Origin of the sequence: Sulfurimonas lithotrophica (assembly GCF_009258225.1) — a bacterium.
Taxonomy (GTDB): Bacteria; Campylobacterota; Campylobacteria; order Campylobacterales; family Sulfurimonadaceae; genus Sulfurimonas; species Sulfurimonas lithotrophica.
Genome location: NZ_CP043617.1, coordinates 165,213 through 189,437, shown reverse-complemented (window position 1 = coordinate 189,437; position 24,225 = coordinate 165,213). Strand labels below are relative to the sequence as shown.

21 protein-coding genes are annotated in these 24,225 nt (G+C 28.3%); 7 read left to right on the top strand and 14 right to left on the bottom strand.

Annotated features, from left to right (window positions below; translation table 11 throughout):
* Positions 1-5 precede the first annotated feature (5 nt).
* From FJR48_RS00905 to FJR48_RS00885, 5 genes are read right to left on the bottom strand one after another with little or no spacing between them, the layout of a single operon-like run.
* The gene (locus FJR48_RS00905; RefSeq protein ID WP_152306303.1) at positions 6-1,115 is read right to left on the bottom strand and encodes a radical SAM/SPASM domain-containing protein; all 1,110 of its coding nucleotides are present in this window, start codon (positions 1,113-1,115) and stop codon (positions 6-8) included.
* Between the two features lie 10 nt (positions 1,116-1,125).
* Positions 1,126-1,614, bottom strand: a complete 489-nt coding sequence (locus tag FJR48_RS00900; RefSeq protein ID WP_152306302.1) for a transketolase family protein — start codon at positions 1,612-1,614, stop codon at positions 1,126-1,128.
* On the bottom strand, positions 1,607-2,404 hold the full coding sequence (locus tag FJR48_RS00895) for a 1-deoxy-D-xylulose-5-phosphate synthase N-terminal domain-containing protein (protein WP_152306301.1): 798 nt from the start codon (positions 2,402-2,404) through the stop codon (positions 1,607-1,609). The genes FJR48_RS00900 and FJR48_RS00895 overlap by 8 nt, the downstream gene beginning before the upstream one ends.
* Positions 2,392-3,375 (bottom strand): SDR family oxidoreductase, encoded by a 984-nt coding sequence (locus tag FJR48_RS00890; RefSeq protein WP_152306300.1) that lies wholly within the window; start codon positions 3,373-3,375, stop codon positions 2,392-2,394. The genes FJR48_RS00895 and FJR48_RS00890 overlap by 13 nt, the downstream gene beginning before the upstream one ends.
* 9 nt (positions 3,376-3,384) lie before the next feature.
* Positions 3,385-4,479 (bottom strand): radical SAM protein, encoded by a 1,095-nt coding sequence (locus FJR48_RS00885; protein WP_152306299.1) that lies wholly within the window; start codon positions 4,477-4,479, stop codon positions 3,385-3,387.
* Positions 4,480-4,617: 138 nt separating this feature from the next.
* Here FJR48_RS00885 and FJR48_RS00880 point away from each other — a divergent pair, with 138 nt between their 5' ends.
* Together FJR48_RS00880 and FJR48_RS00875 are read left to right on the top strand one after the other, a co-directional pair.
* Positions 4,618-5,730 (top strand): DegT/DnrJ/EryC1/StrS family aminotransferase, encoded by a 1,113-nt coding sequence (locus FJR48_RS00880; protein WP_152306298.1) that lies wholly within the window; start codon positions 4,618-4,620, stop codon positions 5,728-5,730.
* Positions 5,717-6,628: an NAD-dependent epimerase/dehydratase family protein gene (locus FJR48_RS00875; protein WP_152306297.1), complete on the top strand. Its 912-nt coding sequence runs from the start codon at positions 5,717-5,719 to the stop codon at positions 6,626-6,628. The genes FJR48_RS00880 and FJR48_RS00875 overlap by 14 nt, the downstream gene beginning before the upstream one ends.
* On the opposite strand, the gene FJR48_RS00870 is transcribed toward FJR48_RS00875, so the two are convergent.
* The 9 genes from FJR48_RS00870 to FJR48_RS00830 all read right to left on the bottom strand — a co-directional run bounded on the left by FJR48_RS00870 (position 6,615) and on the right by FJR48_RS00830 (position 18,767).
* A complete protein-coding gene (locus tag FJR48_RS00870) occupies positions 6,615-8,189 on the bottom strand; it encodes a B12-binding domain-containing radical SAM protein (RefSeq protein ID WP_152306296.1) in 1,575 nt (524 codons plus the stop codon). The two genes, FJR48_RS00875 and FJR48_RS00870, sit on opposite strands and share 14 nt — an antisense overlap.
* 38 nt (positions 8,190-8,227) lie before the next feature.
* On the bottom strand, positions 8,228-9,331 hold the full coding sequence (locus FJR48_RS00865; protein WP_152306295.1) for an SPASM domain-containing protein: 1,104 nt from the start codon (positions 9,329-9,331) through the stop codon (positions 8,228-8,230).
* Between the two features lie 9 nt (positions 9,332-9,340).
* On the bottom strand, positions 9,341-11,026 hold the full coding sequence (locus tag FJR48_RS00860) for a carbamoyltransferase C-terminal domain-containing protein (protein ID WP_152306294.1): 1,686 nt from the start codon (positions 11,024-11,026) through the stop codon (positions 9,341-9,343).
* A complete protein-coding gene (locus tag FJR48_RS00855) occupies positions 11,026-12,054 on the bottom strand; it encodes a methyltransferase domain-containing protein (protein ID WP_152306293.1) in 1,029 nt (342 codons plus the stop codon). The genes FJR48_RS00860 and FJR48_RS00855 overlap by 1 nt, the downstream gene beginning before the upstream one ends.
* A complete protein-coding gene (locus FJR48_RS00850; RefSeq protein ID WP_152306292.1) occupies positions 12,041-13,183 on the bottom strand; it encodes a glycosyltransferase family protein in 1,143 nt (380 codons plus the stop codon). Before FJR48_RS00850 ends, FJR48_RS00855 begins: the two co-directional genes overlap by 14 nt.
* Positions 13,173-14,564 carry a hypothetical protein gene (locus tag FJR48_RS00845; RefSeq protein WP_152306291.1) on the bottom strand — a complete coding sequence of 464 codons (1,392 nt, stop codon included), beginning with the start codon at positions 14,562-14,564 and terminating at the stop codon, positions 13,173-13,175. Before FJR48_RS00845 ends, FJR48_RS00850 begins: the two co-directional genes overlap by 11 nt.
* Positions 14,565-14,640: 76 nt before the next feature.
* The gene (locus FJR48_RS00840) at positions 14,641-15,909 is read right to left on the bottom strand and encodes a sulfotransferase domain-containing protein (RefSeq protein WP_152306290.1); all 1,269 of its coding nucleotides are present in this window, start codon (positions 15,907-15,909) and stop codon (positions 14,641-14,643) included.
* Positions 15,896-17,275 carry a CgeB family protein gene (locus FJR48_RS00835; protein WP_152306289.1) on the bottom strand — a complete coding sequence of 460 codons (1,380 nt, stop codon included), beginning with the start codon at positions 17,273-17,275 and terminating at the stop codon, positions 15,896-15,898. The genes FJR48_RS00840 and FJR48_RS00835 overlap by 14 nt, the downstream gene beginning before the upstream one ends.
* A gap of 76 nt (positions 17,276-17,351) precedes the next feature.
* Entirely contained in the window at positions 17,352-18,767 is a 1,416-nt protein-coding gene (locus FJR48_RS00830) for a CgeB family protein (protein WP_152306288.1), read from the bottom strand.
* Positions 18,768-18,830: 63 nt separating this feature from the next.
* Here FJR48_RS00830 and FJR48_RS00825 point away from each other — a divergent pair, with 63 nt between their 5' ends.
* Genes FJR48_RS00825 through FJR48_RS00805 form a run of 5 tightly spaced genes read left to right on the top strand, consistent with a single transcriptional unit; the run spans position 18,831 to position 24,188 of the window.
* The gene (locus FJR48_RS00825) at positions 18,831-19,391 is read left to right on the top strand and encodes an SIS domain-containing protein (protein WP_152306287.1); all 561 of its coding nucleotides are present in this window, start codon (positions 18,831-18,833) and stop codon (positions 19,389-19,391) included.
* Positions 19,388-20,428 carry an N-acetylneuraminate synthase family protein gene (locus FJR48_RS00820; protein WP_152306286.1) on the top strand — a complete coding sequence of 347 codons (1,041 nt, stop codon included), beginning with the start codon at positions 19,388-19,390 and terminating at the stop codon, positions 20,426-20,428. Before FJR48_RS00825 ends, FJR48_RS00820 begins: the two co-directional genes overlap by 4 nt.
* Positions 20,421-21,551, top strand: a complete 1,131-nt coding sequence (neuC, locus tag FJR48_RS00815) for a UDP-N-acetylglucosamine 2-epimerase (protein WP_152306285.1) — start codon at positions 20,421-20,423, stop codon at positions 21,549-21,551. Before FJR48_RS00820 ends, neuC begins: the two co-directional genes overlap by 8 nt.
* Complete coding sequence (locus tag FJR48_RS00810; protein WP_152306284.1) at positions 21,548-22,234, top strand: acylneuraminate cytidylyltransferase family protein; 687 nt, start codon at positions 21,548-21,550, stop codon at positions 22,232-22,234. Before neuC ends, FJR48_RS00810 begins: the two co-directional genes overlap by 4 nt.
* Complete coding sequence (locus FJR48_RS00805) at positions 22,227-24,188, top strand: motility associated factor glycosyltransferase family protein (protein WP_152306283.1); 1,962 nt, start codon at positions 22,227-22,229, stop codon at positions 24,186-24,188. Before FJR48_RS00810 ends, FJR48_RS00805 begins: the two co-directional genes overlap by 8 nt.
* The last annotated feature ends 37 nt before the right edge of the window (positions 24,189-24,225 follow it).

Here is a 24,225-nt window from a genome sequence, read left to right as displayed (position 1 = left end):
CTTTCCTAAATGAAGTTTAGATGCTGTGGTAAGTCGCCATCCGGAGCTTTCAAATCATGCTTACCTTTTTTATATGCATCTAATACTTCATTTGTTTTATCTTGCAAACATAAAGTCTCACACATTGAACATGCATCAAACTTGTCAGATGCCAAGAAATCCATAACTTCCCAATACCTGTCACTTTTGATTATATCTTTAAACCTAACACCCTCATCTGTAATATTAGCTATATGATACTGCTTATATTTTTCATTGAAAAAACTTCCACACGGTGCTACAAGCCCAGTCCCTGACATCTGTAAATGAAAAGGTGTACCGTAACATCTATTGTAACGTCTTATTCCTTTTGAAGTTATCTTTGACCATTTTGCCTTTACAAGATACTCATCATCACTGTAACTCTCGGCTTCATGAAGCAAATCATATAATTCTTCATATTTATTATAGTCAACACCAAGAGTTCCTTCTTCGTCATCACTACAATGTTTTATAACTAGGTAATCAGGTCTTAACTCTTTTCCAAGTTTTGCTAGCGGTATTATTTGATCACCGTCTTTTGGCATCAGTACCATCTGCATACCGATTGTTACATCAAGATTAAGTTCTTTTTTTATCCTCATAGCCGTTTTGATATTTTCACATGTTTCGTAAAACTTTTCTACAGCTACGCCCATAATTTCACTGTATCTCTCAGGTGTTCCTGCACTAAAGTTAAATCTCAAATATGTAAGACCCGGTAATATTTTTCTCAAAACATCTTCTGTTAAAGTATTTCCATGTGTAGCCATAGCCATGTCTAGACCTACACTTTTTCCATAAACTATTACATCTTCATATATAGGATTAGCCGTACTTTCACCATCACTTACAAGACTTATAGCCTTTACACCTACCTCAGCACAGTCATCTAAAAAATTCTTCATAATAGGCATCGTAATCTTATGAGGTTTGTTTCTTTGCATATTTGCATAACAAAATACACAGTTATACTGACAAGCCTGTGTTAGAGCCATATCTATAGTTATTGGAGCTATTCTCTCCCCACGTTTCCATTGCTCTAATCTCTCTTGATGCCACAGTATTTTTGATCCATCAAGTATTAATTCTGACATGCTAACCTCTTTACAAACATCTTAAATATGTCGGTCCATCATACTCAAACATATTTTTTATATCTTTTTCTAAACTATCTTGAGTCGGTGAAAATATTTTAAAATTTTTAAATATATTCATCATATCAACATCATCATCATCCATACAATGACTTCTGCCTAGAGAACTAAAATAATTATCGGCACCGACACCGATTAATTTAACATTCATCTTATGCTCATTCAGATCATATCGTATCTGTTCGTAAGCTCTCATAACCAAAAACGGTACTTGTGAATATACTATTGGTTTTAATCCAGCAAGATACATTCCTGCACTCATGCTTATTGTAGCCTGTTCACAAATTCCAGTATTAAACGTTCTACCTTTATGATTTTGAAAAAACTCATCTAAGACTGCAAAACCCATGTCTCCTACAAGTAATGCCATAGTTTCATCAGCTTTAAAATATTTGTATATTTCTTTCATTACCATCTGTTTTGAAACTAGACTATTCATCATCACAACCTAATACATATCCATCTTGTGTCGGACATCTAAAATGATGGGCTATAGAGTTCTCACATACATCTACGCCCTTACCCTTTAGAGTATCACAAAGCATGATAGACAGACTATTATTTTTTTCATTAAAAAATTTACCCATCTCTTTTTTCAGCTCAACTTCATCGTGCCCGTTTATTCTTGAAAAATTATCGGTATATACACTTAGAACTTTAGAAAGTCTATCATTATCTAATCCAACATCTGAAACTTTATCCATCGCTTGAAGATTATTAGCATCTACAATTAAAAGCAAGTTATCTAGTTTAAATCTATATGCAAGATTTAGTGCTTCAAAGTTACTCCCCTCTTGCATCTCTCCATCACCCACTATACACACGACTTTTTGTTTTTTGTTTTGCATCTTTAATGCCTGTGCTATACCTACAGATATTGGCAGACCATGTCCCAAAGAGCCCGTAGATGCTTCAATCATATAATCCAAATTCTGAGTCAAACACCCTTTTATACTTGCACCGTTGTAGAAGTTATCCAACTCATCTTTTGGAAGAAAACCAAGCTCGTTTAAAATCACATAATACGCATAAGCACCATGACCCTTGGAAAATATGAGCCTATCTCTACTTTCATCTTTTGAATCTGCTTGATTATAGTTCAAAAAATCACGAAAGAGCGTAGTTAATATCTCTACACACGATAGAGAAGGTGCTAAATGTCCTGCACCGCTATTGCATGAGAGGGCTATCGTTTTTTTACGAATATCTTGTGAGTTTAACTTAAACATTCAAACCACTCTTTAGTTGCATCTTTGATAGAATCTTCATCCCATACCGGTGCTTCACGCCACTGTTCAATATTTTCAAGCATAATTTTTACACCGTCTTCAAAACTGACCTTTGGAGTCCAGCCGAGAACCTTTTTAATCTTTGTAATATCTGCATATGTACAATCCGGTTCACCAGGTCTTTTTGGTATGAACTTTTTCTCACCACCAAGTAGTTCTACCAAATAATTAATACTATAAGTGTTATCGCTTCCAACGTTAAATATCTCATTAGTTACATTACTCTGTGCTGCAATATAACAAGCATCTACTACATCTGTAACATAAGTGAAATCCCTTGTCTGTTCGCCATCACCAACAATTGTAAGTGGTTTGTTGTTTAAAAGTTGAGCTAAAAATACTCCAAATACTGCACCGTACGTACCGCTTGTACGATGTCTAATACCATATACATTAAAAAACCTCATTGACACTACCGGCATATTGTAAAGCTGCCCCCAATGCATAACATACTGCTCACCTACTGTTTTTGTATGAGCATAAGGATATTCAGGAGCTATCGGGCTTGTCTCGGGGGTAGGATAAATATCAGGGATACCATAACAAGAACTAGATGCTGCATATACAAACTTCTTTAGATTTTTAGATTTTTTTGCAGCTTCTAAAACGTTTATAGTTCCATCTACATTTGCTTTGTGATATTTTACAGGGTTGTTTATAGATGGCACGATATCAGCAAGAGCAGCATAATGAAAGACATAGTCAACATCAGAAAAATACTCATCTAAAGAGATGTCATAATCACCTATATCAGCTTGAACAAACTTGACTTTTCCCTTATGATGCTCAATATTATCCAATCTTCCGTTAGCGAGATTATCTATAACTATAACTTCATAATCTTTAGAGACCAACAAGTCAACCATATGTGAACCTATAAAGCCTGCTCCACCTGTTACAACTGCTTTCATCTATATCCCTTAAATAAAATTATCATGTTCTTGAGGCTTTTTGAGTCTATAAAGATATCTGTTTACTTCGTCCATTCTACAATTTACTCTGCAGTTTTTTATATCCAGTTCATTTTGTACATACTCATAAGATTTTTTTCTTTTTTCACTCTCCCAAATCTCTTCAAAACTGTTATCATAAATATTTCCGTAACAGAACTCATCTTTACCGAGATATGCACTACAACCGAATACTTTACCGTCTGCCGCAATATATCCCCAAAAAAATGGTGTAGAATGACATTTGTCATAAGATTGTTTCTTTTGTACATATTTTTTCATAGTATTTGCACGAAATACAATATTAAAATTATCATCTGAAATACTATTTAGCTCATCTTCGATATGAAGCATTTGAGAATAATCTATATCTTTATACTTAGTTGTTTTGCTAGATAGATGTTGTGAATACGGTTTTACTACTAAATAATCAACACCTATTTCTCTACAAATCTCAGCTAGGTTCTTAACCTCATCTTTGTTTTCCGGAAGTAACAGCATTTGTACACCAACCGTACATTTCAAGTTGTTTTCTTTTCTATATTCAAGGGCATATTTTAGATTACTTAAGACTCTATCAAAATCCTCTTCTTTTGTTTGATGGATATCAGCATAACTTTGTGCGGTTCCCGCATTTAAACTTACTTTGATCCATGAACAGTTCTCAATACACCTTTGTATGTTTTTTTTATTGAGTGGTACAAAGTTGGTAGTTAGTGATGTATCTATTCCTACTTTGGAAGAATGTTCTACAATAAGATCTAAATTTTTAAAAAGTAAAGGTTCACCTTCCCCTGCGAACATTATACTTTTTACACCGTTTTTTGCCATATTTGAAATTGTATTTTTAAGGACATCAAAATCTAAACCTATATTTTCATAGCCCATATAATCAAGCGCACAAAAAGTACATCTATGGTTACATCCTCCATATGGAGAAATTTCTACATATATGGGATAGATTTTTTTTAGTTTTTCCCAATCATCTTTAGCTTCATACCACTTAGCAACTCTTACTGGATGTAGACTAAGCTTATGGGAATCTATATTGTATTTATCTTGCATTACAACCTAATTTACAAATGTATAAATATTTATTTTATACACTTATGCTTCTATTATTGGCATAAATATATCTAACTTCATTAGTTTCCTAGCTTAAATTCGATATTATAAGGAAATATTTAAAAGGGCATTCAAGAAATGATTAATAAATTTAAAGTTCCATATATTGATTTACCTAAACAATACAAATTTTATGAAGATGATTTAAAAGAAATTTTTCATAATACAGCTAAATCAGGTCAGTTTATTTTACGAGAAGAAGTTTCTAAATTAGAGAAAAAAATCTCTGAATTTCTCAATGTAAAATATGCTGTTGGTGTAAACAGTGGTACTGATGCACTATTTTTAAGTTTAATAGCAAATGGGATAAAAAAAGGTGACGAAGTTATCACTGTTTCTCATACATTTATTGCAACAATATCTACAATTGTACATACTGGTGCTTCTCCTGTTTTAGTTGATATTCAAGATGATGGGAATATAAATCCTTCATTAATTAAACAAGCAATTACAGACAAAACAAAAGCAATCGTGATTGTACATATGAATGGAAGAGTATGTGACATGGATGAAATTTTAAATATAATTAATGAACATAATTTATTGCTTATTGAAGATGCTGCACAATCTTTTGGTGCATCTTATAAAAATAAATTTGCTGGTAACTTTGGTATATGTGGGGCTTTTAGTTTTCATCCAATGAAAGTATTTGGCTGTATGGGTGATGGAGGTTTAATTACAACAAATGATGAATACATTTATAATAAACTACTTTTACTGAGGAATCATGGTCAAAAAACAAAATCAGACTTAGTATTATATGGTTATAATAGTAGGCTTGATAATCTTCAAGCAGCATTTTTATTATATAGACTAGATGTACTTGAAAATGAATTAAATAAAAGAATAAATGTAGCAAAAACTTATATAAATAAATTATCGAAAATTACAGAAATAAAACTACCATCATTTGATACACAGAATAGACGTGATATATTTTCTAGCTTTGTTATACAAGCAGAAAAAAGAGATGAGTTGCAAAAGTATCTTCTTGATAAAAGTATAGAAGTAGCTGTTCACTGGAATACACCTAATCATAAACAAAAACGTTTAGACTTAGATCATTTTACTCTTAACAAAACAGAAGAATATTCAAAAAATATTTTGTCATTACCTATTCATCCATTTTTGACTATAGAACAAATAGATTTTGTAATAGAAAAGATTATAGAGTTCTATGAAAAAAGTTGAAACAATACTCCTCGTAGGCTCTGAAGGCTTTTTAGGGAAAAACCTAGTTAGATTACTAATAGAGCATAATTATAACATTATTGGTTTGGATATCCAGCCTACTAATAATGTTAAATACACTCATTTTGTGCAAAAAAATATATTTGATCTATCTATTAATGATATTTCATTTTTAAACAAATTAAATTCATATGGAGTTATATATACAGGAGGTGTTTCAAGAAATGGAATAGCTGCTACATATCCAATTGAGTCATCACAAAACACTGTAAGTGCTCTTGTTAAGCTACTTGAACTCTTAAATCAGACTACTCCACCTACATGGATGATGCTTACAAGTACAAGAGAAGTAGATATTCTTTTAGACAATAAAGAATCATTATTTGGTAAACAAAAAATCTACTCAACCCTTAAACTTACATCAGAATTAATAATTGAATCATATAGCGAATATTGGAATATCCCATTGAAAATTTTGAGGTTATCTGATATATTTGGTATTGGTGACCATAAATCAAAAGTTATACAAATATTTCTTAATAAAGCTATACAAAATGATATTATTGAAGTCAACAATACAAATATAAAACTGTTTTTAACTGAGGTTACTGAAATATCTTCCACAATATTTAAATATGTAAAGAAAATAGAAGATGACATAGAAATAAACAACTTTGAGATTATACAACTATGGGATGATAATTATTATATAACTTTATTAGAACTTGCATATATAAGCCTTGAATTAAATCCTTATAGCCAATCAAAAATATTAACAAAAGATGGAATGACTATTAACTACAGTGTTAAAAATAAGATAAAACCAAACCATATGAAAGTATTAGAAAATATGAACAAACTGAACATTATAAATTTAAAAAAGTCTAAGCTAAAGTAATTGTACTTATATTGTTATTTATGTTTTTAACTTTTTCTTCCATAATTTCTGGAAAATAGCTATTTGCTATAATACATAAGTCGTTTGATTTAATATTTGCTTCTTTTAAACTATATACTCTAAGCCCCATACAATCTTTATTATTACGTGATGGATCATCATCTATAAATGCTTCTACCTTATCTGAAAACTTACTATTTTTCAATTTATCATATAATCCTCTTCCGAGAAAACCAACACCATAAATAAAAATATTATCAGCTTTATCTAATTTATGATTATTATCATTCAAATAATTATCAATAAATGCTGATAAAACACGATTTTTCATTGATTCTACATATTTATGTAAAATATTACTTTCTATCGATGTAAAATTCCATTGGAATTTTGAAACATCAAAACTCTTTCTGCCAGCATAATCTTTTAAATCCGGTAACATATTTCTTTCTTTAGCAATATTCCATAATTCAGTAGCAGGAAATGGAAATGCATATGTCATACCTGAGTAAATTTTATTATCTATTAAAAACCTTTCTGTTTCTTTTAATGTTTCTAACGTTTCTCCTGGATAACCAATAATAACATAAGGCATTGCTTTTATATTATACTTTCTCAATATTGCAAGATTTTTTGCCGTTTTCTCCAGGGATAATTTTTTATTCATTGCTTTTAGCATATCTTTACTGCCTGATTCAATACCTATTCCAACAGATTTACAGCCTGCTTTGGATAGTAACTTAGCAACTTCTTCGTTTAGCAAATCTATTCTACTAATTGCAGACCACTTAATATCTAATTTGTTTTCTATTATTTTATTACAAAAATTAATAACTCTTTTAGGTTTTACAAAAAATAAATCATCTTGCATCATAAAGGTTTTACGCTCAAGTTTATTGATTACAAATAATAATTCTTCAAATAAATTATCTATAGATCTTTCTTTAAATACATCTCCGTTTATTTTATAGCAATAATTACATTTGTATGGGCATCCTCTACTAGATAAAATAGGAAAATCAGACCATGGTGGTAAATAGTGATAAGATTTATAGTCCATCAATTCCCAATCAGGAGATGGAAGATCATCCATATTTTCTGGAAAATATCCAATAACTACGTTATTATTGGAATTATAATAATATGAATCCAACTTAATATTATTTACAATATCAATAAATGCCATTTCACCAGCACCTTTAACAATAACATCTACTTGACAATTATCTAATACTAGCTCTGGTGTACTAGTTGGTAAAGGCCCACCAATTACAATTTTGATATTTGGAAAACAATCTTTTATTTTTTTAGTGAATTCTATACAAAATAAATAATTTGAAATAAAAGCACTTATTCCGATAATATCTATAGAACTATTTCTAATTATTTCAATTAAATCATTTATTGAATAACCTTTATGTTCTACATCAATTATATCTATATTATAATCTGTCAACTTTTTAATATTTGCCGCTATGTATCCTAAACCGATTGGCATATGATCTGCCAAATCAGTATCTTTTGGATCATTCGCTATTCCAGTCATTAGTAAAATATTCATTAAATACCTTTTATCATAGTCATAAATAATTTTGCTATTTATGAAAGAGAATATCTTTCTATTAAACCATCTACTCCACTTACTTTTATCTGTAGATTATCAATTATTTGCTTCCATTCATCTATATAGTTCAACCATTCTGCTTTATTTATTAAATCAAATTCAAAAAAATTTTCATCTGGATAGCTACCTTGAATTGCAGCAATATTGATATTAATTTTTATGCTATTTGCTAATCTAATTGCACTACTTACTTCAGCGATATTTGACTTCATCACCGTGTAGTTCCACAACACCAAATCTGACATACCGATTTCTTGTTGTTTTTCTGATAAAATCCTTAAGCTTTCTAGTATTTTTTCATACTTTAATTTATATCTTATTTTATCAACAGTTTTTTTTGTTGCACCATCCATAGAGACTATAAACTTTACCTTCCCTGTGTGATTAATTATATTGTGAATATTTTCTAAATTCAAAAGCGATCCATTGGTTATTATAATCTGTAATAAATCATCATTACCTATCTCTGATATTCGTGAAATGTTTGAAATAAACTCAGGATCTAAAAAAACTTCTCCTCCTTGCCATCTTAAAGCACACAGATATTTACTAGACTCAGCTATCTTATCTTTTACAATTATAGAGTGTTTCAATTTACTAGAATGTGGTTGTCCACACATAATACAACTTGCATTACATGTGAGTATATTTTGACAGTCTAGAACAACAGGTTTATTTGTTGTCTCTGGTAAACCCAAGTTATAACTATCAATTGCTTTTAAAATATTTACATAAGGCTTAGTATTTGTTTTTAAATTTTCAATATTTATATCTGGAAATATCAACTCTTCAACAGGAATATTTTTAGTAGCATGTTTATATTCTCCTCTTAAGTAAGGGCATTCTCGTTCACAACCTGCCTTTTCATACTGACCTTTTAAAAAATTACTCCTAATATCTTGCACCTTTTTATTATTCCAAATATCTTCTAATGAACTATCATTTAAGGAACCTAAACGAATATTATTTTGCGGGCATATAGTAGCATCACCAGCTGCATTAATCCATAAATAAAACCAAGGGTGTATACATGGCTTATTTGGAACTTGTATATTCTTTATTAATGAACTATATGACATCTCATACACCTAACTATTAATAGCTATATATGGTGGAAATAACAAAGCATCAACTACATTATTATTCAAAGCATTAATTACATCTTTTTCATCATTTACAATTGGCTCTTCATGAGCATTAAATGAAGTATTTATTAAAGCTGGTGATCCTGTTTTATCATACCAATACATTAATAACCCGTGTAAAAATTCATTTTTTTCTTTAGTAACAAATTGTGGGCGAACTGTACCATCCAAATGAACTATAGCTTCAGCTACATCTTTTAGTATTGGTTTTGAGTCATACGTCATAGTCATAAAATAACCTTTATTAATACTTTTTTCATTTTTTAATAAAATAAACTTATCTGCTAATTCAACAGGAATAATTGGAGCAAGTGGCATAAATATATCTCTTCCTAATTGATTATTTATTTTTTTTATTACATTCAAATCTTTTGGAGAAGCAATAATAGAACGATTACCAAGTGCCCTAGGTCCAAATTCAGCATTTGATGTTGCAAGACCAATTGTTTTTCCATCTATAAGCATCTGTACAATTTCATCATAGATATTATTTGGATTTAAAATTGTATATCTACCTGTTTGTTTCAACTTATTATACAGTAGTTTAGAATTTATCTCATAACCTAAATATACTGATTCAATCCTGCTTGGTAAAATTTTATTTTTCTCCCATAACCATGCATAACAACTACCTACACATATACCTGCATCCCCCATATTTGGATATACAAAGATATCAATATCTTTATTAATTTCATATATGGCTTGATTTAAACTAATATTAGAAAACACACCACCTGCTAAAGCAATATTTGTTAACTTTGTTTCATCAACATAATATTTTATGAGTTCTACTATCATCTCTTCAAAATAATATTGAGTAGCTGCAGCCAAATCCTTTTTATCGAAGTTACTAGCTTCATCTAAAAGTTTTTGCGAATAATTACTAAAAAATGGTCTATAATAATCCCCTATATTGGATATAACTTTTCCATTTTTGACGTAAATCATTTTTTTAACAAAACTTAATGCTTTTTTATAATCTCCAGATGCTGCTAAACCAGTCACTTTTCCTTCATGCCTATTAGCTGTAAAACCACAAAGCTTTGTCATTCTACCATAAAAATATCCTAAACTATTCCAACTAGGAGAAATGTATAACTCTTCAAAACCATCTTTTGTAGCAATACATATAGTAACTGATCTATAATCGCCCCTTCCATCTGCAGTTATTACTAATGCTTTATCCATTCCAGAAGCGATATATGCTGTTGCTACATGCGAAATATGATGATTAATTCGTTCTATTAAAATATCTCTCTTAAAAAAAGATTTTACTTCAAGCAAAAACTCTTTATATTTTTGCGCATCAATTTCTGTTTCAGTTATAACCCTATCTTTAATAATTTTTGCATCATCTTTAGACGTATCAATTGACATTAAAGTATCAAGCCAATTAAGCTTTTGACTCAATGTTTCACAGCCGGCTGAAAAACCATATGTTATAAGGTCAACTTGATCTGATTCAATATTTGCATAGTTAAGACACCATTCTAATGCTTTTTTTGGAAATGACATATCTAACTTTATTCTACTAAACCTCTCTTCATTTGATGCACAAATAAGCTCACTATCTTTAAACAATGCAACACCGCTCTCACCACCACAACTTATTCCCAAAATATACATTAAATATCCTCTACAAATGACTCTAAAATATTTAATAATAGGTCTATTCTTTCTTCTTTATCTAAATTGAATTTACTTTCAATATCATTAACAGATTTTTTTCTAACAAGTTCATATATCTTTAACAATCGATCTGCATTATCTAAAGGTAGCTCATCCATTAAATTCCATTTTTCAAATAGATTATGAATCTTTAAAAGCTTTGCATTATTATTTCCTACGCTTAGCCTGTTTTGTTCTATACCTACATCTGGAAATTTAAAGTTTCTTAAATGTTGTATATTTTTTTTATTTACATTAATATCTACCCTAAAATTTTCATCACGACTACTAAAGTTATAATCCCAATCTTCTTTATCAATCATTTTCGTTATATTATTTATATCGAATTGTCTAGGATGAAAAACTTTCCATATAGGAGCATATAAATCATCCATAAGATCTCCATAATATTGATTATATTGATCATTTTGATACATAATCTTAAATCTGTTTTCAATTATATCATGGTCAATTTTATTAGAAATTTCTCTTAAATATGAAACCAACCAACGACTCCAGCTTCCTGAACGATAGATTCTAAATAATATATGAGACTTATTTAAATTTAAAACAGGGATTAAATTATTCATAAATCTACTTGGCTTTTCCAAATGATTCAAAATTCCAAAAACAAATACTATATCTACCTTTTCTGCGACATCTATTTTTTTTGTAATATCACATTCTATAGATTTTATATTTTCAATATTATTTAATGTACAATAGTCTTTCATCCATGACACTTGTTTAGTACTAATATCAAGATGGTAAATAAATTTTGCCCCCATTAAACAAGCAATAATTGCCTGAAAACCAGTTCCAATATCAATTATTATTTTATCTTTTAAAAACTCTGGTCCATAACCTCTTAGTTTCAATTCATTTAATATACGTTTTTCATATTTTTCTAATGTTTTATCAATATCTTTATATGCAATATATTTATGAACACTATCAGAAAAAAAATCTTTATCAAATGACATCATTAATATCCTTAACAACTTGTGAGAGCCTATGAAACCAAGTGTGATTTAATAACACTTTTTCTCTTGCTCGGTCTGAAATATCATTCAATATATCGTCATCAAACTGAAACTTATGAAATTTGTTTATATCTATTGATATATATTCTATATTCTCATCAAACATGGTTGCTATACCACCAAAATCATTATCTTGTTTTGACTTTCTAATGATTACGGGAGTACCTGCAAGCATTGCATCAAATACTCTAAAATGGAATCCAACTCCTTCATGTATTAATAATTTAGTTTTATTATAAACATTATTCATTTCTTTAGTAGTTAAAAGTTCTTTTTGATACATATTTTTATATTTAGACCAATTTTTCCAATTTGATCCGCCAAAAATTCCCATAGGCTCAATATCAATATTCTCTAACAACCAATCCAAGAAAAACAATCGTCTTGCTTTTCTTATAATTCTACAACCTATATCATATCTTAGGGTTTTATCTGTGATATCAATACTTACAAAATTATTTTTTCTTAACCAATCAATTACCTCATTAATATAAATATCATTATTTACTATGGAATCTTGACTTCCCCATATATTTTCAAATTGATTTAATACATCAGAAAATATAATCTTTTTATTCGAATCTTCACATACAATTCTATTTAATAAATCATTACTCCATGGGTTTGGAATATGTCCTAAAAAAACACTATTAAATATCTTTTTATGGTCTTTAATTGGATAATATTCTTCTGGATCTGAAGCTGGTGGTAACCATCCAATTTTACAATTTTCTGAGTGCTTAAAATCTTTCATCCATTCCGTACTAAAGAAATATACTATTTCACTACCGGTAATATTTTCAAGTTTTCTTCCCAACAAATCAACTAACCAACATATATGTAAAATATTTTTAGGAAAATTATTAATTTCACTTTTGCAACGATTCATTTCGAAAAATACTTTGGGATTATATTTATTAATAAATAAATCTAATTTTATTCCAGATAAAAACCCACATCCTCCTGTAACTTCATATCCATGGTGTTCAAATGCCTTTTTAAGAGAATTAAATAAACCATCATAAAATGACGTTTTTGATGGCATAAATAAAGCTATAGTATTATTTTTCATTAATTACCCTATTCACACTAGCCATGAAATTATTTATTATCTTTTTGTAACTATACTGTTCTTTAATATAGGCAAAAGTTTTCTTCACTTCAGAATCACTATTCAATATATTTTCTAGGTCTCCTATATGAAAAAATTCTAAAGATTCTTCTATTTTATTATTATATTCTTCTTGTTTATCTTCTCTCACATCTAAAACTAATGGTACTGTTTCACTAAAAGCACATTCAAGTGTTCTTTGCATTAAGATGTATGATCCAGGACAAAAACCATAAGTTGCACTATTATAAATTTTTGATATACTTTCTCCGTTTTCAACTATTCCCTTATAGTATGGTTGAATTTTTTTATTTTCATTCCATCCCCATCCATATATTTCTATTTCATAGTTTGTATTAATGCTACATAATTTTTCAACACAATAATCTCTGATTAGATAAGCATTTATACCATTTACATAATCCAATGATTTAGAATATTTTTGCATTAAAAATAATAAATCACTTTTAGGATGTGTTAAATTCGTCAAACAACTTTTTTTTTCAAAAATATCTTTTGCTTCATTAAAAACTAATTGAAAATCAGGATCTAACTTTATATCATTAATTCTATCTTTATATGAAGAACCTATAAAAACTATTTTTTTCTCTTTTAATATTTCTGGTCTTGGTTTATATATTTTTTCGTTCATACAAAAAGATTGAAATTCTGAATAAATACCTTTATTGAAGATAATTTCTTTAAGGTCATTTGTCAAATGGTATATTAAATCTCTATCTCTTAAGTGAATTGGTGGAGATTCTTTGCGTAATAAAGGCATATAATCCTGAAACCAAATAAAATTAAATACTTCATCACTTATAAAATCGTTATTTAAATGATTTACATTTATTGTTATATGTGGATTAAAATCTCTTAGAGCCTTTAAATAAAAAACTTCATTACATGACTCCATATCATTGTCCTGAGTATGTAAATATGTTTCATATCCCAACTCATCAGCAGCTATTAAAATATTTTTTACTAAATGTTTTATTAATACTGTCTCTCTACACCCATATGCAAAAATTCTCAGCTTCTCATCGTTAAAATTTGGTTTTAACTTTTGAATTTCCTTTTTTATATTTATTATTTTATTATCTAAAATATTTTGCACTTTATTCATACTTTTTTTAAATTCATCTTGTAATTCTGAAAGCTCTGTAGTTGATAAGTTTGTATTGTCACTGTTAATTAAACTTGGGAATCTATTTTTTGTTTTTATAAAATAATCTACAATTGAATTAAAAGGAACATGTATGCAATTTTCTGGTTCATTTTCTATTCTTTCACCATCATAATAACATATTTGTAAACCGCTGACTATTCCATTTTTAGCCATGACCAAGTTCTTTTTTAAAGCTGTATCTAAAGCTGTTTTGGAATCTAAAAAATACGTGTCTAAATATGTCTTCATTTTATATATGTTTATCATAACAATTAATAACTTCTATAGTTCCTTGTTCTTTTAAAATATCTCTTAAAATATCCTTTGTTTCTGTAAATGCTTCCGGTTTAATACCAACTAAAATATAATCATAATATAAAATATTCTCTAGTAATATTTTATAATTAGTTCTACATCTATCATCTTTTATTACCATAACAATTTCCGTACTTGGTTTTAATTTACTTAATACTATATTAGTATATGCGTTACTTCCAAAAACAATAATTTTTTTATTTTCCAAAAAAGTTACTAAAGTTTCAATAAAACTATTAACTCCTTTATTATATATATCATATTTTTCTCTTTCTTTAAACAACTGATATTTTCTGATAAAATTTTTGTGAAAATCATTATTTTTATAAGGTTTTATATTAGTTCTATCTATCAACCCAAGCTTATTCAATTCTTGTTTGAACTTCATATTAAAGTCACTATAAAACTGATATGGTAAATATTCTTTCCATTGATTACTTTTTTCTTCATCATTATAATGTTTATAATACATGTTACGACTTGTGCCACTCGACAGTTCCTTGTAAAATACTTCTTGAATTAGCTCTTCAATTTTTTCTTCACTTATACTAACTTCCAAATAGTTGGCTAATCTTTTTATTTCTTTTTTGGGACTTGACAGAAGTAATTCGTAATTTAATCCATAAAATTCATTTTCATATTTTAAGTACCCTTTGATATGTTCCATCCAACTATTAATAAAATCAACTATTTTATCAATTGATGTATATCTTAATGCTTGAAACTTTTTTTGATTACCATCAAAAGTAGTCATAACGTCATATACCCATGGTAAATTTTCTATAAACTTCATTTTAGAATTAAGAACATCTAAACCATACCTATATACATATATTTTTTTTTCTATTTCATTTGTAATTCTATTTTCGATTATTCCTAAAGGGTTCATATGTCCTGTATATAATGTATAATTTTTCAAGTCAATAATATCTGTTATATCCAACAACATATGTTTATAAATGCTATTGTTTTTATCATGAAAATTTGTTGCTATATCTATTGAATTAAATGTAATATTATTTAATCCACCAAAACTAAAGCTAGAAGCTTCACCAATATAATTTGAAACTTTTTTATCTAAGCTCTCATTATCTATAACATTATATTTTTTCAGATTAGTCAATCTTGTTATAATAGCATCTGAAAGTACAGTACCTGATTTTACAAATGAAGATATTATTACATTTTTTTTATAACTGCTCATTCAATTCCTTTTTAACTAAACCAACCATTTTTTCAACAAATTGTTTATAACTATTTTCATTAACAATACAATCTAGATCTTTATTATGTACTTGCGACAGTAATATTCTTAAATCATCAGGTCTCTTAAAAAACAATAAGCTATCTTCAAAACACTTATGATTTAGATCTGCACCACTTTCTCTAGCATCAAAAACTAGTGGAATAGCCCCAGAAGCTGCTGATTCAAGTGTTCTTTGTTGCATTACATATCCGCCTACTACTAACCCATATACAGCGCTGTTGTATACTTTTGAAATATCTTCGCCATATGCTAAATGACCTTTGTAATGTTTAAATATATCTTTATCATATTCCCAACCATACCCATAAACCTCTATCTCGTAATCTAAATTCAAATTTATAATATATTTTAGCAATAAGTCTCGTTGAATATATCCCCGTAAAGAACTTATATCTTTCTCACTTATATTATACTTTTCTGCTAAATATTCTGATTTATTTATTCCTATAGCTTCATACCCGTATTTTATATTCAGTTCAAACAACTCCTTACAAGCTATTTCTTTATCTGGTGTAATTACACTTTCATAACGCTCTAAATAAGAAGATCCTATAAATACTATCTTTTTAATTCTTTCAATATTACTTCTTTTTTTATAAATATTTGTATCTATACAAAATGATTGATATTTAGAAGGTATATCTTTTTCTCTTAAAAGCTTACCTAAATGCTCAGTAAGAAAATAAACAATGTCTCTATCTCTTAAGTGAATTGGTGGAGATTCTTTGCGTAATAAAGGCATATAATCCTGAAACCAAATAAAATTAAATACTTCATCACTTATAAAATCGTTATTTAAATGATTTACATTTATTGTTATATGTGGATTAAAATCTCTTAGAGCCTTTAAATAAAAAACTTCATTACATGACTCCATATCATTGTCCTGAGTATGTAAATATGTTTCATATCCCAACTCATCAGCAGCTATTAAAATATTTTTTACTAAATGTTTTATTAATACTGTCTCTCTACACCCATATGCAAAAATTCTCAGCTTCTCATCGTTAAAATTTGGTTTTAACTTTTGAATTTCCTTTTTTATATTTATTATTTTATTATCTAAAATATTTTGCACTTTATTCATACTTTTTTTAAATTCATCTTGTAATTCTGAAAGCTCTGTAGTTGATAAGTTTGTATTGTCACTGTTAATTAAACTTGGGAATCTATTTTTTGTTTTTATAAAATAATCTACAATTGAATTAAAAGGAACATGTATGCAATTTTCTGGTTCATTTTCTATTCTTTCACCATCATAATAACATATTTGTAAACCGCTGACTATTCCATTTTTAGCCATGACCAAGTTCTTTTTTAAAGCTGTATCTAAAGCTGTTTTGGAATCTAAAAAATACGTGTCTAAATATGTCTTCATTTTATATGTGTTTATTAACTAAACTGATCATTTTATCAACAAATTGTTCAAAACTATTTTCATTTACAATACAGTCTAAATCTTTATTATGTTCTTGTGACAACAATATTTTCAAGTCATAAGGTCTCTTAAAAAACAACAAGCTATCTTCAAAACATTTTTCATCTTCATCGCCAGCATTGTTGTATCTACTATCAAACACTAAAGGAATACAGCCACTAGCTGCTGACTCCAATGTTCTTTGTTGTAATATATACCCACCTAAAACTAATGAATATTTTGCACTATTATAAATTTTAGATATTTCTTCTCCATATGTTAACACCCCTTTAAAAAACTGATTTAATCGCGGATGATTCTCCCAACCCCAACCATACAATTCTATATTACAATCAAGATTTATATTTGTGATATACTCTAAAAAACCATCTCTTAATACATAGTTATTAATTTGTCCTAACACCTGACTTTGCTTAATATCATATTTTTCCATTAAGAATTCATAATATTTATTATTAGTATCATATGTTATTATTTCACTAGAAGTATAAAAATCCATTAAATCTTTAGCTATTTCTTCTTTTTTTTCGTGTTTTACTTCTTCAAAAACTTGTTTATAGCTTGAGCCTATCATCACTACTTTATTTTGCCTCTCAATTGAATCATCTTCTTTATATAAATTAGTATCAATACAAAAACCTTGATATTTTGAACTTATACTCAACTTACTCAAATGATCTTTTAAAGATTTTACTAAATGAAAAATAAAATCTCTTTCTCTTACTTTCGTATGCTTAAACTGCTCTATTGCAAATAAATCCTGAATCCAAACAAAATTAAAAACATCGTCACTTAACATTCTATTATTCAAATGATTTATATTTATTGTTACGTGCGGGTTAAACTCTTTTAACTCTTTTAAGCAGTTCATATCTTTTACACCGACATCTAAATTAAACAAAACTTCATATCCTAGTTTTTCAAGAGTTCTAGCAATATTTGCAGAGATATGCTGCATAACTTGCGTATTAGAAGAGGCTATAAGATAAAACCTAAGATTTTCATTAAAGTTAAGTTTAGCATTTTGTAAACTTTCAAAATAATGTTTGTTTAGTTCATTTCTAATTGCTGTTGCTTGTGTAATGGACTCTTTTAGTGATTGTAAAATATCATTCTGTACATCTTGTGATATATCTAAACCTGTAAAATCAACCTTAGTTGGAATCCTATATACACCTAAAGCTAAATCATTAACTATATTATCCACCGGTAAATGAACTAAATTTTCTAAACCTTCATGGTCTATTTTATCTCCATGGTAATAACAAATTTGAAGTACATATCTTGATGGCTTATTTTGCAGTCTTGCTACTCTCAAAGCTTCTTGTGAATTAAAAAAATAAGTATCCTCAAACATGTTTCATTTAACCTTTATTTTAATTAAGGTAAGATATCTGAATATAACTTACAAGGTATTTAAATGCAAGAATTTGCTAAAAGCTATATTGAAAACCTAATTGATATTTTAAAAAATATAGATGTTAATACAGTCTCGAAAATAGTAAAAAAACTTGATGCGACAAAAGGTAGGATATATATATTAGGCAATGGAGGAAGTGCTGCTACAGCTTCTCATATGGTAAATGATTTAGGTGTCGGTCTAAAGAGAAGAAATATAAAAAAATTTGATGTAATGAGTCTTAGTGACAACACACCTGTATGTAGTGCAATTTCAAATGATATTGGTTATGAAAATGTTTTTTATATGCAACTAAAAGACATTCTAAAAAAAGAAGATTTAATCATTGCAATATCTTGCAGTGGAAACTCTGAAAATATTATCAAAGCTGTAAAATACGCAAAAGAACAGAACACTTCAATCATTGGTATTACCGGATTTGATGGTGGTAAATTAAAACAATTATCTGATATTAACTTTCATATACCGACAAAAAAAGATGAGTATGGACTTGTAGAAGATGCACATATGATTCTAGACCATATAATATATTCTTATTACATATCTAAAGGAAACTCTTGAATTTCATAGAAATTTGTAATAGAAAAGTCGGTTTAGACTATGCCCCCTTAGTAATTGCAGAAATAGGTATTAATCATAACGGCTCACTTTCAATTGCTAAAGAAATGGTTGATGCTGCTTACAAAGCTGGTGCTGAAGTTATAAAACATCAGACACATGTTATAGACGATGAAATGAGTTCAAAAGCCAAAGACGTTATTCCAGGAAATGCAAATATTTCAATATATGAAATTATGAAAAATGCCGCACTGGATGAAATAGATGAATTAAAATTAAAAGAATATGTAGAATCACTAGGAATGATATTTATATCTACACCCTTTTCAAGAGCAGCAGCAGATAGACTAGAAAAGATGGATATTTGTGCATATAAAATAGGTTCAGGTGAATGCAATAACTATCCACTAATTGAGCATATAGCTTCTTTTAAAAAACCTATGATAATCAGTACAGGTATGAACGATATTCAAAGCGTAAAAAAAACTGTTTCCATTTTAGAAAAACATCAAGTTCCGTATGCCCTTCTTCACACAACTAACTTATATCCGACTCCACCAAATTTAGTTAGACTTGGAGCCATGACTGAGCTAATAAATGAATTTCCAAATGCTATAGTTGGTTTGTCCGACCATACAACTTCTAACCATGCCTGTTATGCAGCTACGGCTTTAGGAGCCTCTATTTTAGAAAGACATTTTACAGATAGTATGGATAGAAACGGTCCTGATATTGTAAATTCTATGAATCCTGATGCACTAAAAGAATTAATTGAAGGTTCTAAAAACATTGCATTAATGAGAGGCGGAAAAAAAGAAGCCCTTAAAGAGGAACAAGTGACTATAGACTTTGCTTTTGCAACCGTTGTTAGTATAAAACCTATAAAAAAAGGCGATAAATTTTCAAAAGACAATATATGGGTAAAAAGACCGGGAACAGGCGCTATAAAAGCTGAACACTATGAATCGATAATAGGAAAAACAGCAATAAAAGATATAGAAAATGATATTCATATCGACTGGACTGATATAAATGAATAAAAGAAAAATTGTCTTTTTAACCGGTACTAGGGCAGACTTTGGCAAACTAAAATCATTAATAAAAATATCACAAGAATGCGAACTATTTGATGTGCACCTCTTTGTAACTGGTATGCATATGATTGCCAAGTATGGCAAAACAATCATAGAGATTGAAAAATCCGGCTTTAAAAATATATACCCTTTTATAAACCATAACGATATAGATCATATGGATAGAAATCTTGCAAAAACAATAGATGGTTTTTCTTCCTATACAGCTGAATTGAAACCTGATTTAATAGTAGTTCACGGAGATAGGGTAGAGGCGCTTGCCGGTGCAATTGTAGGTAGTCTAAACAATATTTTAGTCGCTCATATAGAAGGTGGTGAAATATCCGGGACTATTGATGAACTTATACGTCATAGCGTAAGCAAGCTCTCTCATATACACCTTGCATCAAATGAAGAAGCTAAAAAAAGATTGATTCAGATGGGAGAAGATGAAAACTCTGTATTTACTATCGGTAGCCCTGATTTAGATATCATGGCTTCAAAAAACCTACCTAATATAAACTTTGTAAAAGAATATTACCAGATAGATTTTCAAGAATACGCAATATTGATGTTTCATCCTGTTACTACAGAGGTATCTAACTTAAAAAGCCAAATAGATACTTTAGTGTCATCTATTATACAAAGCGGTTTGAACTATATAGTAATTTTTCCAAATAATGATCTAGGATCAGATATTATTATCAATGAATATAACAGATTTAATAATAATCCAAAAATAAAGGTATATCCCTCTTTAAGATTTGAATATTTTTTAGTATTACTAAAAAACGCACAGTTTATTATAGGGAATTCAAGTGCAGGTGTAAGAGAAGCACCTTACTATAATATCAACACTATAAATTTAGGAAATAGACAGAACAACAGAGTTAAATCTAATAGTATCAAAAATATAGGTTTTAAAAAGTCTGATATTCTAGATGCAATTCAAGAGTATAAAAAAATAAATATAAATACAACTGATGTAGATTTTGGAAATGGGAACAGTGACAAAAAATTTTTAGAACTTATAAAAAATGATAACTTTTGGGAAACTTCTAATCAAAAACAATTCAAGGATTTAATTTGAAATTTCTCTCTATTATACCTGCTAGAGAAGGTTCAAAAGGATTAAAAGATAAAAATATAGCTACTCTTTCTAACAAACCGTTAATAGCGTGGACAATACAAGCAAGCTTAAAATCAAAATATATCTCAAAAACAATAGTTAGTAGTGATTCCAAAAAAATATTGGATATTTCAAAAGCTTTTGGTTCAGAGGTAATACTACGTCCATCGACTTTGGCACTTGATAATACACCATCTGAACCGGTTATAAAACATCTATTGAATTCTTTAGATGAAGAGTTTGACTTTATTGTTCTTTTACAACCGACATCTCCACTCAGAGATTCTTTTGATATCGATAATTCTATTGATTTACTTATTCGTGAAAAAGCAAGTTCGTTGATAAGTGTTAAAGAGATTGACAATAAAATTTTAAAATCATTTAAAATAGATGAAAACGGCTATTTAGAACCAATTTCAAATAATGAATATCCATTTATGCCTAGACAATCTCTTCCAAAAGTATATATGCCAAACGGTGCAATATACATAATTTCCACAAGTGAATTTTTAAAACATGAAAAACTTATTTCAAATAGATGTATATCATATATTATGAGTGATGAAAAAAGTATAGATATTGACGGACAAAATGACTTGGAGATTTGCGAAGCAATTTTAAATAAATGGAGTGTTTATGAATAGTATTGAACAACAAGTTATAAACAACTACAATGAAAACATGAGTTATCTTGAGAAAAATTATGAAGCAGTTTTTACTAAAGTTAAAGCTCTTGAAATTCTTATGGAAGAGGGAGAACTACCTCAAAAATATGATTTGGAATATAGAAACGGGTACTTTGATGTCATAGATTTATCAAGCAAAAATTTTTTATACAACCAAGATTCAAATATATATTCGGATAAATTGGCTAAACAAATATCTTTTAAGAAGAATGAACAAGTTTTTGAGACATTTTATAACTATGATTTTTCAGATAAAGCTCTGGATAAATCTAAAACAAACGATGCAATGTCTATGTATTCAAATTCTGCCGAAATAATTCAGTATTATAACAATAATATTCATAAAACCGATTCTTTAAAATCTATTAATAAAATTATATTTATAGGATTGGGACTTGGTCTTCATTTGAATAGTGTTTTGAACACAACTAATTCAAACTCTATCTTAATAATAGAAGATGATATTGAACTTTTTAGATTATCCTTATTTGTGAATAATTATAAACAAATACTTGATGGTAAAATTGCATTTTTTTCCATAGCTCATACTAAAGAAGAGTTCAAAAATATTTTTTATAGCTTTTATCTAGATTCTTTTGTAAGAAATCATTTCATTAAATTTTCACTTTTTTCAGATGCTTATGAACAAAAAATTCAAATGATACAAGAACTTATAATAAGTAGAACAGAAAAAACTTATCCACATGAATTTTTATTGCATAAAAATAAGCAAGTTTTAAAAAGGATTAATGAAAAATATAATTTTTTAAATTTAAAGTCTGATCCATCATTAAATATTTTTGCTGATAAACCTGCATTGATAATCGGGGCTGGGCCTTCACTAGATAAAAATCTAAAATGGCTGAGTAAATATGCAGATGAATTTATAATATTTGCTGCTTTAGCTTCAATTCCAACACTAAAGAAACAATCAATTACACCTGATTTTGTTCTACAAATAGATGAAAAAGTTTTAGCGACAACGAAACTACTAGATAAGATTGGAGATGTGTCGATTTTAAAAGATGCTATATGTATATTTAGTGCATCAGTACCGGATACTTTATTTAAACTTTTTCCTTCTAAAAATATATTTTTAACAGAAGACAGAACTAACTATTTTTCTGAACACCAAAAAATAGAAGCTGCAAGTATAGGTGAATATATGTATGCTATTTCTTTGTACTTAAATGCCAAAAATATATATTTTCTTGGTTTGGATTTAGCGATAAGTGATGATGGGAGTACGCACACTGATAATCACCAACTAAATAAAAAGCTTGATATATCTAGTAGTGAAAAACTAAATCAAAATATATCACTAGACAAAAGTACTTTTCATGTAAAAGGAAATTTTAGAGAAAAAGTTTTAACTACACCACTTTTTGCCATGTCTATACCTTACATTAATTTTTATACGTCTGTATTAAAAAAAGACTCTCAAAAAGTTTTTAATCTTAACGATGGTGCATATTTTGAAAACGTGATACCTTTTAAAACAGATGCCTATGTTTCTACTTCACTAACAACACCAATAAATAAAAAAAATATATTGGATTATTTAAAATCCATTTCAAGTCATAAACTTACACAAGCTGACAGAAAATCTAAAATATTAACTTATAAACAAGCAATTGAAAAATTTTACGAATCTGCCAGCAGTGATGATATTACTTTTATCAGAAATTATACCGAAATGTTAAGCATTATATTTAACTCTCAAAGAAATGAATTACAAGAAATTTTAAGTATATACATTTTAAATACTTCTACATATATTGTAGATTTTTTTAATACGAGAGAACTCAAAAATCAGAAGAAACATATTAAAAACATGAAAAAAATGATTTACAAAAATATGAAAGAAATTGTAAATTTTTACGACTCAATGATAGATGAGATAGTGCAGTAGTCATTGAAGCTATATATAGCTTCAATACACTTTTTAA